The organism is Roseibium sp. M-1, assembly GCF_054515675.1.
The window spans coordinates 4676484-4687718 of sequence record NZ_CM137257.1; the positions used below are offsets into that span (position 1 = coordinate 4676484).

Sequence of the window (11235 nt, forward strand, 5' to 3'; positions counted from 1 at the left end):
TCAGTTCATTGAAGTCCGCGAAGCGTCTGCGCTGTCGCTGCCGAAGAGATAATCCGCCAGGGTGACGACGATCAGGTCGACCACCGCTTCGTGCGGAACGTCCTTGGAGGTCACTGTCAGGGCCGCCTTTGAATAGACCGGTTCACGGTCAGCCATCAGCTTGCGCATGGTGCCTTCCGGATCCGGGTTCTGCAGCAGCGGCCTGGTCGAGCGACGGCGCACGCGCGCCATCACGGTGTCGAAATCCACCTTGAGCCAGATGGAAAGGCCGTGCTCGGCGATTTCCGCCTGGGTTGCCGCGCTCATGAAAGCGCCGCCGCCAGTTGCCAGAACCTGGGGACCTTCGCGCAAAAGCCGGGCGATCACCCGTTCCTCGCCGCTGCGGAAATAAGGTTCGCCATGTTCAGCAAAGATTTCGGAGACACTCATGTTGGCTGCGCGCTCAATTTCGGTATCGGCATCGAGGAATTCAAGACCGAGCCGTTGTGCCAGACGCTTGCCGACCGTCGACTTGCCGCAGCCCATGATGCCGACCAGAACGATCGAACGCCGGCCAAGGGCGTGCACCAGGCGGTCAAGATCGATGGATTTCGCATCTGTTCCGGCAGCCTCTCTTTCGGATGGCCGCGTGTTGTCGTTTTCTCTCATGGCGGCGTTTTAGCATATTCGGAAAAAAAGACACTGGGGAACGCAAGTTCCGGACAGAACTCCCCGCGGCTTGACGCGGCTTTGCCTTGCAAGCGCTGCCTGCTTGCGGAAACATTCCACAATCCGATTCGCCGGGCAGGCATCGGAGCTTGAACCATTGACGTGCCGACCTGGAGAGATCCGACGTGCCCACCCTGACGCGCCTGCTGCTCGTGCTGATCCTGCTGGGCGCGCTTGGATATGGTGCCATCTATTCGCTGGCCTACCTGGTCCAGCCGCGCGAGCGGGAGATCGAGGTGCGGGTCAAGAAGGAGGGATTCGGCCGCTAGGCCGGGCATCGTGACGGGTCATGGCAACCGGGTTCGATCTTGAGAATTTCCTGGAGATGCTGGCGGCCGAACGGGGCGCCGCGGAAAACACGCTGGCCGGTTACCGCCGCGACCTGGAGGATTTTTCCGGCTTTCTCGGGCGCCGCAAGCTCGCCGACGCACGGCCGGAGGATCTCAGAGCCTATTTGGGCGACCTGACCCGGCGCGGCTTTGCCGAAAGTTCGCAGGCGCGGCGGCTTTCCGCCCTGAAGCAGTTCTACAAGTTCCTCTATGCCGAAGGCAGCCGCGAGGACGACCCGACCCGTACGCTTTCCGCGCCGAAGAAGCGTGCCGGGCTGCCGAAAGTGCTGTCCATGGAGGAAGTGGACCGGCTGATCGAGACCGCGCGCGCCGAAACTGAAAAGCCGCAAAAAAGCACTGCCGCCCGCCTGCGGGCGCAGCGCATGTACACGCTTATCGAGGTGCTCTATGCGACGGGCTTGCGCGTTTCCGAACTGGTAGCTCTGCCGGTGACGGCGGCGCTCAGGGACGCCCGGCTGATCGAGATCCGCGGCAAGGGCGGCAAGGAGCGGCTGGTGCCGCTGTCACACGCGGCCCAGGCCGCCATGAAGGATTATGTAGGCCTGAGGGCAGCCGAAGGGGCGTTTGAAAATAGTCCGTGGCTGTTCCCCTCGCACGGCGACAGCGGTCACCTGACCCGTCAGCATTTCGGCCGCGACCTGAAAGACCTGGCCATCGCCGCCGGGCTCGATGCCTCCAAGGTCTCGCCACACGTGCTGCGCCATGCCTTTGCTTCGCATCTTCTGCAGAACGGCGCGGACCTGCGGGTGGTGCAGCAGTTGCTGGGCCATGCCGATATCTCGACAACGCAGATCTACACCCATGTGCTCGACGAACGGCTGAGAGAGCTGGTCGAAAGCGCGCATCCGCTGGCGCGGAAGTAAGCGTTCTGCGGGTCGCGCAGATGAAGAGGCAAGACCAACCTCTCCATCGTCATCCAGGCCAAGCGTAGCGCGTGCCGGGGCCGGGGAGGCACGAACCTGCAATCCTCATCACTGATACAAGCGATAGGTTCGGGCTCCCCGGTCCCGGATCTTCGCTGCGCTGCGTCCGGGATGACGGTGGAGAGGTTTCGGGTGGAGGTAGATCCGCCTGGCGGAGTACCCGACAAAACAAACCAGGCCCGTTTCCGGGCCTGGTTTGTGTCTTTGCTGAAAACTTCCGATCAGGCGGCGCGGACGCCGGAGAGGAAGCTGGAGATTTCGCTGCGGATCAGGGCGGCCTGTTCGGACAGCGAGGTGGCCAGCTGCTCGACCTGTTCGCCGGTCGCACGGGCATGTTCGGTTGCCGAGCCGACCGCGGTCATGCATTCGGCACCCTCGTGCGAGCGGGTCGAAGCATCGACCACGTTCTTGGCGATGGACTGGACCGCCGCATCCTGCTGCACGACGGCCGAGGCCACGGCAGAGGCAAGGCCTTCCATTTCCGATATGATGTCGGTGACCTGCTCGATGGCGCCGAGCGCATGGTTGGACGACATCTGGATCGCTTCGACCTGGCTGGCAATGTCTTCCGTCGCCCGCGAGGTCTGGTCGGCGAGCTGCTTCACTTCGGCGGCCACAACCGCGAAGCCCTTGCCGGCTTCACCGGCACGTGCCGCCTCGATGGTCGCGTTCAGCGCCAGCAGGTTGGTCTGGTTGGCAATGTCGCGGATGAGACCCATCACCTCACCGATGCGATCGGCGGCACGCGACAGCTGGCTCATCGTCTGGGAGGTGCCCTGCGCGCTCTCGACTGCCTTCTTGGCAACCGTGGTCGAATTGGAGGCCTGGTTGGAGATCTCGTTGATCGACGCGGCCAGTTCCTCACTGGCCGAGGCCGCCGAATTGACGTTCTCTGCAGCAACCCGGACGGCCTTGTTGGCACGATCCGCCTGATGCGAAACATCGTCCGCGGCAGCTTCCACGGCGGCCGAAGTCTGCGTCAGATCGGAGGTCGAGCGGTCGAGGCTTTCCAGTGCCTGGCCGACGGTGCCCTCGAAATTGGCAATCAGCGTTTCGAGACGGGCAACGCGGGCATCGCGCTGTGCGTTTTCCTGTTCCGAGGCTTCTGCCAGCCGCTGGCGTTCGACCGCGTTGTCCTGGAAGACGGAAACGGTGCGTGCCATTGCAGCAATCTCAACACTGCCCCTGGCTTCCGGCAGATCGACATCCACCTGGCCCGAGGCCAGTTCTTCCATTGCGGTACGCAGGCGGTTGAGCGGCGAGGCGATAGAGCGGCCGATGAGCACACCGAACACCAGGCCGGCCACCAGGAAGGCGCCGATCACGCTGGCAACAACAATAGTCGAGAAGGTCCGGACAGTGACGAGGTCCGCCTTCGCGGAAGCTTCTGCTTCGCTGGCAACCGTGCTCAGTTTTTCCAAGCGGAACGGCACGACGTCGAACTGGGTCTCAAGAAGCTCGATTGACTTGTCTTTTTCCGCGACGGCACCGGTGTAGGCATCGAAGGCTTCGCGATAGATGGCCATTTGGGTGGTAATGTCGTCCTTGATCTCGTTCGGCAGGTAGGCCTTTTTGATCAGGCGCTCGTAGCGGCCAAAGGCGACCTCGAAGTTTCCGAGTGCAACATCGTTCCGATCAAGAATGAATTTCTTTTCCGAAATCTGCACGTCGAGCATGACGGCCACGAGCTTCTCGAAGTCGGGACCGCCGCCGAAACGCATTTCCTTCTTCAGGCGCGTCAGCACGCCGTCCGCCGTCTCTGCGAGGGTGCCGCGAAGACCGGATTCGGAATCGAAGCCGATTGTCTTCTGAACGTTGTTGAGGCTTGTGAAGGCAAGTGCCGCGCCGTCGAGCGTCTCACGCACTTCCATGATCTCCGTGCTGAAGGCCGCGGCGACCGGTTTGGACGAGATGTCTTCCAGAACCTGGTGTGCTTGCTCTAGCTTGACGTCGAAGTTCTCGTGGTCCTTCTCGTCGGGCCGGGCCAGGTATCCCTTGCCGATATTGCGCATGCCGTTGGCAATGTCGGAGAGATTGGCGACACTGCGGGCCAGCTCCGCACTCTGGTCAAGCCGGTCGAACGCGCCTGCGACTTCCTTCTGGCTCCACCCGAAAACACCACCGATTGCCAGGAGGCCAACAGCGGTCAAAAGGCTCAACGACAGGATTTTCAACTTCACGGAAAGCCCGCCGATGCGAGCTAAAACCGAATGCCCAAACGTTTTCATGGATCACATGGTCCCCAGCCGGACTGTTTTTTTGCTGAGGCAATGATGAGGTGGAGAAGTTAAAGAAGCGTCCCATTTTCTGAAAATTCGAGCAAATGAAGTGCCAATACTTTGGTCAAAAGTAATACTTAAAGCTCTATTTCGAAGGCAAACTGGTGAATTGGCGTGCAAGCAGCCTCATCGTCAGAAGCTGCAAGGCACCGGCCCACCTTTCAGGTTACCGGTGTCCTGCCGGCGAGGATCCAGGCAAAGACCGGAAGGTCGATGTTGCCGCCGGTCAGGATCAGCGCGATGCGTTTGCCGCGGAAGCGCTTCCGCTCCCGCAACAGCGCTGCCAATGGCGCAGCGCCGGCGCCTTCGGCAATATTGTGGGTGTCCGTGAAATAGACCCGCACGGCTTCGGCGATCTCGTCTTCGCTGACCTGGATCATCCCGGCAGCGCCATCCAGCATGACCTTGAGGGGCTCTGCCTGCGGGTCACGGCAGGCGACGCCATCAGCGAAGGTGCGTGCGGTCGCGCTTGGGCGAGGTGCGCCCGCCTCAAAGGACACGGCGAAAGCGGGAGCATTTTCTGCAACAACGCCGATGATTTCCGTCTTCAGGCCAAGGAGATCACGCACGCCGATCAGGCCGCAAATGCCGGACCCCATCCCGACCGGCACGAGCACGGCGTCGATATCGGCGTGATCAAGAAAGAGTTCGTAGGCATAGGTCGCGACACCCGTGACAAGGTCCGGATGGAACGACGGCACGAAGGCATAGCCGTGCGAGTCGCGAAAGGCCGCTGCAATGGCCCGGCTTTCGTCAAAGTCTCGGCCACCGGTGACGACCTCGCCGCCGAAGGCCGCCATCGCCGCGTTCTTTTCCGCCGAATTGCCTTCCGGAACGAATATCCGGGCGGGAAGGCCCGCGCGGGCAGCGCCAATGGCCACCGACTGGCCGTGATTGCCGCGGGTCGCCGTCACCAGGCCCCTGGGCAAGGCGCCGCCGCGCTGCAGGCGATCGACATAGACAAGGCCGCCGCGCGCCTTGAACGAGCCCGTCGGTGTGTGGTTCTCGTGCTTGACGATGACATCGGCGCCTGTGCGCCTCGCCAGGAGCGGCCAGCGATAGGCGGGCGTCGGCTTGACTGTCCTGCCGACCGTTTCGGCGGCGTCTTTCAGGTCCTTCAGTGTAAACAGCATCGTGGGGCTCCCCTGGAAACAAGTAGCCCTTTCATGCAGCGAAAGAGGGGAGGCAGGCTTTCAAGAATCCGCTGTGAAATTTTCGGTGGTGAACCGCCGGGGATGCGGCACGGCCGGCGGAGTGCTAGGGTGCGGCATGATTTCAGGTGTTGATGGGCATAAGTGGCCGGGTCCTGCCTTGCAGGCGATCCAGGGAGCCGGCTGGCGGGCGGAACTGCTGCCACGGGCTCCCTATGAGGCGCGGTACACGCCTGAAGGGCCGATCGTCGGCTTCGCCTTCGATCCGCAGACGGGCGATCATGCCTTTGCCAGCGACAGGTCGCAGGCGTTCGAGGCAAGGCCCAACGGCTTTGCCTATCTGCCCGCCGGATGCGATGTCTATTCGAGGTCCGGAACGGGCGGTGAATATCTGCGCATCGCCTTTTCAAGGCTCGCGGGTGAAAAGACACCCGCGCAGCGGTTCAGCTCCGTCGTTGACCCGGCCGCCACGAAGGCTGCACATCGCCTGCGCCGTGAAATCCTGCTGCAGGACAAGAGTGAACCGCTTGTGGTGGAAGCACTGGTTCAGGATCTCGAAAGCGCGGCGATGCGACTGCTTTCGGGCACGGCGTCTGATGATCCGGCCGGACGATGGATGACACCGCGCCGTTTGAACCAGGTCGAGGCGCTCATCGAAGCGCGCTATGCCGACGCTCTGACCGTTGCGGACCTGGCCGATGCGCTCGGCCTCTCGGTGGATTTCTTCTCCCGCGCCTTTCGCGCCGCCACGGGACGCGCGCCCCGGGCCTATATCATCGACCGGCGTATCCGGCATGCGCGCGAGATGTTGCAAGGAACCGACGCGACGCTGGCCATCATTGCCTGTGCCAGCGGCTTTGCCTCCCACGCCCACATGACGCTGCAATTCAGGCAGCGCCTCGGTCTTTGCCCGAGCGATTTCCGGGGCCGGTGACTTCCGAAGGCATGGGTAAAAGTCCGGTAATCAGACCCGCGCGGCTGCCTCGGGCAAGGTCTATTGCGCTGCAGCATTCGCCGCCCTAAACTCCGCTGCCCAATTTTGAAGCACCGGACGCCAGACTATGCTGCAGCCTGCCAGCGACTATGACACGCTGAAATCCCGTTTTACCTGGTCTCTGCCAGCCCGCTACAACATGGCGGGTGCCGTCAGCGACCGGTGGGCGGCGGAAGCTCCGGACCGGCTGGCGATCCGCCAGGTGCTTGGCGATGGCGGAAATCGGGACTGGAGCCATCTGGCCCTCAACCGGGCGGCCAACCGGTTTGCCAATGCGCTGCTGGCCAAGGGAATTGCGCGGGGTGACCGGGTCGCGCTCCTGCTGCCGCAGATCCCCGAAACCGCCATTGCCCATCTCGCGGCCTACAAGATCGGCGCTGTCGCCGTACCGCTGGCCGCTCTTTTCGGCCTCGACGCGCTCAGCTACCGGCTTGCCGATTCAGGTGCGAGGGTCCTGGTGACGGACAGCGCGGGCCTTGCCAAGCTGGCGGAGATCCGCGACGGCCTGCCGGGCCTGGATCTGGTCGTCTCCGTCGATGGGCCGGACAGCGGCGTCGATGGATTTGACGCTCTTCAGGAGGCTGCGTCCGACCGGTTCGAGACGCTGGCGACGACGCCGGACGATCCGGCGCTGATGATCTACACTTCCGGTACCACCGGCCAGCCGAAAGGCGTCTTGCACGGTCACCGCGTGCTGCTCGGCCATATGCCGGGGATCGAGCTGTCGCAGAACTTTCTGGGGCGGGAGGGCGATCTTCTGTGGACGCCTGCCGACTGGGCGTGGGCGGGCGGCCTGCTCAACGCGCTGTTTCCCTCTCTGGCGCTGGGTGTTCCGGTGGTCTCGAATGCCTCGAAGAAATTCGATCCGGATTTCGCCTTCCACCTCATGGAGAAGCAGGGCATCCGCAATGCCTTCATCCCTCCGACCGCACTCAAGATGCTGCGCGCGGTGGACAGTCCCGCGACCCGGTTCAAGCTTGTCCTGCGCAGCGTCGGCTCGGCCGGCGAAGCGCTGGGCCGGGAAACCTATGACTGGTTCGCTGCCGAGTTCGGCTTTCCCGTCAACGAATTCTACGGCCAGACCGAATGCAACGCGGTGCTGGGGTCGGCCGCCGAACTTGGTGTCAGCCGGTCAGGGGCCATCGGCAAGGCAACGCCGGGACATGAGGTCGCGATCATCGACGACGCGGGAAATCCGCAGCCTGCCGAAACGCTCGGCCAGATCGCGATCAAGCGCCCGGATCCGGTGATGTTCCTGGAATACTGGAACAAGCCGGAGGCAACGGCCGAGAAATTCATCGGCGACTGGATGGTGACCGGCGATCAGGGGCTGATGGACGAGGACGGCTATGTGCATTTCATCGGCCGCGACGACGACATCATCACCTCCGCGAGCTACCGCATCGGACCGGGTGAGATCGAGGACTGCCTGTTGAAACATCCGGCGATTTCCCTTGCCGCCGCCATCGGCAAGCCGGATCCCCTGCGCACGGAGATCGTCAAGGCCTATGTGGTGCTGAAAGACGGCCAGGAGCCGGGCGCTGCGCTGGAGGATAATATCCGCGGCTTCGTGCGCGAGCGGCTGTCGGCGCATGAATACCCGCGGGAGATCACCTTTGTCGATGCGCTGCCGATGACCACCACAGGCAAGATCATCCGCCGCAAGCTGCGCGACCTGGCGAAGGCGGAAGGCTGAAATAGCCTAGCCCGTCAAGCGCCGCTTGAGCGCGCGCGCGCCGCGGCGCAACGTTTGCTCAAGATCGAGATCCGTACGGCACAAGGCCCGGTTCAGGATTTCCATGCGGCCATAGGTCAGAAGTAGCGTTCCTGTTTCCAGCCGGCCGCGCCACAGCGGCTCGATCATGGTATGGCCCGGAATGGCAAGGGAATCGGCGCCGCGAAAGCCGGGGCTCGCCAGATTTGTCTTCAGTGTTTGCAACGCGATCTGTGCTCCCGGCGAATAGCGGGCATAGGCCTCGTCGAAGGCGATCTTCCAGGAAAAGACCTTGCCGCCGTCGCAAATGAGCACAAGGGCGGCCACAAGAGTGCTGCCGGCCCAAAGCTGATCGATGCGTACCCCGTTCGTCCCGGCCCGGTTGGCAATTGCCTGGCGAGAGAAGGCTGCCGTTTCCGGCACGCTGAGGAGCGCCGTGCCGGAGCGGCCCTTCCAGCCGCCGGCTTCCAGATGCAGGAAGGCTTCGAATCCCTGGATGACGTCCGCACCCTCCAGGCTTTTGAAGCGGGTTTTGCCGTGATCGCCGAGCCGTCGCAGCAGGCGGCGCATTTCCTTGCCCCGCTTGCCGCTGTCGGCGGCGGCCAATTGGGCCTTCCCGTTCGCGTCGGCGCCATGGCTGGCGCGCTCCCCCTTTGCAAGCACCATGGTCCTGCCGGGCGCGGCCGCCGTCAGCCGCGCCGCCGACTGCGAGTGGAGCGGCAGGTAGGGAATGGCGAGCGTCCCGCCGGAGGCGGCTGCCTCAATAAAGACAGCGACCGTCTCACGTGACGCCTCGGGATGGATCAGCGGCGTTCCGAGCGGCGCATATTCCGTTGCCCAGGTCGTGGTGACGGGCATCAGTAGCCCCAGGCGCCTGCGGCCGACGGGAGCGGCCGCCAGCCAGCGTCCGGTGTTGCGTTCCCGAACCGCCACAATTGAGACCTTCGGCCCGCCCATGTTCTCCAGAAAGGGCCGCAGGAAGTCCGGCCCGAAGAAGGGATTGGGACTTAGGGCGGCCGCGCCGAGCGCGCGCCAGGCCTCGAAGGAGATATCGCCGCTCAGGGGATCAAGGGAAAGAACTTCCGTTTCCGATGTCGTGAGATCAATGGTCAACCGGCCGGTTCCTGGACGCAAAAAGCAATGGCAGCACAAATGTCGTGATATTGAGTTTGCGCCTGGCGGCCAGCGCAAGGGCAGTCGCCTCAAAAAGAATGGCAAGGCTGGTGGCGATGGCAGCTCCCGCAAGGCCCAGGATCGGGATCAGGATCAGATTCAAAACCACATTGAGGAAAAAGGTGCCGGCATAGATGCCGGCGCAGCTGTTCTGGTGCCCGGTCATGGTCAGAAGCGCATCCGCCGGGCCGACCGAAGCGCGGGCAAGGACGCCGATCATCAGGAAGGCGATGAGTTCGACCCCGTTCTCGAAACCGCTGCCGAAGAGGGAAAGCAGGAGCGGTGCGATCAGCAAAAGTCCGGCTCCGGCGGCCAGAGAGGGCCAGAACGTCCAGTGGGTGGCTTTTTCCATGTATCTGGCAAGTCCCTCGGTATCCTGGTTGTGAATGAAACCGGCAAAGCGGTGCGCCGAGGCTGCGCGGACGGCAAAATAGACGAAATGGACCAAAGCCAGGGTTCTGGAGGCGGCAAAATAGACGGCAACTTCATCCGGGTCCCGGAAGAAGCTGACCATGATGACGTCGGCGCTGGTGATCAGCTGCAGAAATCCGTCCACCATCAGCATGGGCATGGAGATGACGAGCCACGATTTCAGTTCCACCGTTCGCGGTCCAGCCGGAATGACCGGTGACAAGCGCCGCCGCAGATGCAGATACTGGTAGAGGGCAACAAGGGCGGTGGCCGCAACCGCGGCGGCGCTTGTCGTCAGCGCATCGGCCCGAAAGCCCGCCAGCACCACCAGGACCAGCAGAAGCAGGATGGCCAGTGGCCGCCAGATATAGGTCGGCAGCATGGCCAGCGACGGCCAGTCGTAGCTGCGGGCAATGCCGTCCTGAACCAGGCCGAAGGCAAAAAATGGCAGTGCCAGAAGAACGATGGCAAGCGGCTGGACGTAATAGGGCTCGATCAGCGGCCGGAAGAGGAAGATGAGGCCGATCCCGATTGCCGCCGCCGCGGTGCCGAGGAAAAAGGCGAGCTGCCGGCTGGCTCGCAGGAAACCACGCAGACGGTCGAAATCGCGTATCTGGCGGTACTGCGGCAGGAACCGGCTGGCGGAGGTGGAAAAGCCGCCGCAGGCCATTACGCCGAGCACGATCACGAAGGTCCAGGCAACTGAATAGATGCCGTAGTCATGCGCTCCCATGAGGCGCGCAAGGACGATCTGTGTCAGATAGGCAAGGGCTGCTCCGGCGATGCGGACCATGAAGGTGGACACCGCCATGCGCCCGGCCGCATGCCGCTCCGTGCCGCCATCCTTCAGAAAGTCGGCAAGTTGATCGGCCCCTTTCCCCAAAACCTGAGGCCAGGCAGCGCCCTGCAGACGCTTCGTCCAGGTGATGGGGGAAAAACGCACTTACCGGTCCCTTGTGAACAAACTTCCGTATTTGTGACATGAGGGACTTAATATTCTATGGCGAACCTCGCTGCCGCAACCAGCACCTATCACTCCTGCGTTATCGGTTCGAAGCACGGCGCCAAGGTCATTGAAATCACGGGATATTCATTCCGCCAAGTTGAAAAGGTTCCTTTGCGGAAAATCCCGCGTGGCTTGACAAGGATCGGCGAATAGGAACAAATAGTGAACATAGCACGATTCGCCTTCAACACCTTGACCCGGCCGAGTGCGATCAAGGTCATTTGCGGGCGGTTTGTGATCTCCTTGCGGATGTTGAGGGTTGCCTCCCCTTCGGTCCGCACATTGGTCCGGTCCCTGCTCCCGCCGCCAATCGCAGGGACCGGACAGTTTTTCACTCTGTCCGAATCACGGCTCCCTGCCTTGCGTGGAAGGGTAATTTACGCAACGTAAGAAAGATTCCGTTTGTTCGAGGCGAAGAATCCAATCAAGAGTAGTATTTTTTTGTTCTTGTTCCTTGGGTTTAAAAGGCATGTGATTAATTACAAGGAAATCTACTGAAGGTTTGAAGGTTACTGTTTTCCACTTT

At 62.4% G+C, this 11235-nt stretch carries 9 protein-coding genes; 4 read left to right on the top strand and 5 right to left on the bottom strand.

The window, feature by feature from the left end:
- Complete coding sequence (locus ACX3M4_RS21220) at positions 1-648, bottom strand: shikimate kinase (RefSeq protein ID WP_459354967.1); 648 nt, start codon at positions 646-648, stop codon at positions 1-3.
- Between the two features lie 185 nt (positions 649-833).
- Here ACX3M4_RS21220 and ACX3M4_RS21225 point away from each other — a divergent pair, with 185 nt between their 5' ends.
- Positions 834-977, top strand: coding sequence for a hypothetical protein (locus ACX3M4_RS21225; protein ID WP_459354968.1), 144 nt, complete (start codon positions 834-836; stop codon positions 975-977).
- Positions 978-997: 20 nt separating this feature from the next.
- Complete coding sequence (xerD, locus tag ACX3M4_RS21230; RefSeq protein ID WP_459354969.1) at positions 998-1921, top strand: site-specific tyrosine recombinase XerD; 924 nt, start codon at positions 998-1000, stop codon at positions 1919-1921.
- A 281-nt stretch (positions 1922-2202) separates the two neighbouring features.
- On the opposite strand, the gene ACX3M4_RS21235 is transcribed toward xerD, so the two are convergent.
- Both ACX3M4_RS21235 and ACX3M4_RS21240 read right to left on the bottom strand, forming a co-directional pair.
- Positions 2203-4161 (bottom strand): methyl-accepting chemotaxis protein, encoded by a 1959-nt coding sequence (locus ACX3M4_RS21235; protein WP_459354970.1) that lies wholly within the window; start codon positions 4159-4161, stop codon positions 2203-2205.
- Between the two features lie 260 nt (positions 4162-4421).
- Positions 4422-5390 carry a threonine dehydratase gene (locus ACX3M4_RS21240; protein WP_459359479.1) on the bottom strand — a complete coding sequence of 323 codons (969 nt, stop codon included), beginning with the start codon at positions 5388-5390 and terminating at the stop codon, positions 4422-4424.
- A 139-nt stretch (positions 5391-5529) separates the two neighbouring features.
- On the opposite strand from ACX3M4_RS21240, the gene ACX3M4_RS21245 reads away from it, so the two are divergent.
- Together ACX3M4_RS21245 and ACX3M4_RS21250 are read left to right on the top strand one after the other, a co-directional pair.
- On the top strand, positions 5530-6345 hold the full coding sequence (locus ACX3M4_RS21245; RefSeq protein ID WP_459354971.1) for a helix-turn-helix domain-containing protein: 816 nt from the start codon (positions 5530-5532) through the stop codon (positions 6343-6345).
- A 127-nt stretch (positions 6346-6472) separates the two neighbouring features.
- The gene (locus ACX3M4_RS21250) at positions 6473-8101 is read left to right on the top strand and encodes an AMP-binding protein (protein ID WP_459354972.1); all 1629 of its coding nucleotides are present in this window, start codon (positions 6473-6475) and stop codon (positions 8099-8101) included.
- Between the two features lie 6 nt (positions 8102-8107).
- Here ACX3M4_RS21250 and ACX3M4_RS21255 read toward each other — a convergent pair whose 3' ends face one another.
- Positions 8108-9232, bottom strand: a complete 1125-nt coding sequence (locus ACX3M4_RS21255) for a GNAT family N-acetyltransferase (protein WP_459354973.1) — start codon at positions 9230-9232, stop codon at positions 8108-8110.
- On the bottom strand, positions 9222-10646 hold the full coding sequence (locus ACX3M4_RS21260; RefSeq protein WP_459354974.1) for a lipopolysaccharide biosynthesis protein: 1425 nt from the start codon (positions 10644-10646) through the stop codon (positions 9222-9224). The genes ACX3M4_RS21255 and ACX3M4_RS21260 overlap by 11 nt, the downstream gene beginning before the upstream one ends.
- Positions 10647-11235: the final 589 nt, after the last annotated feature.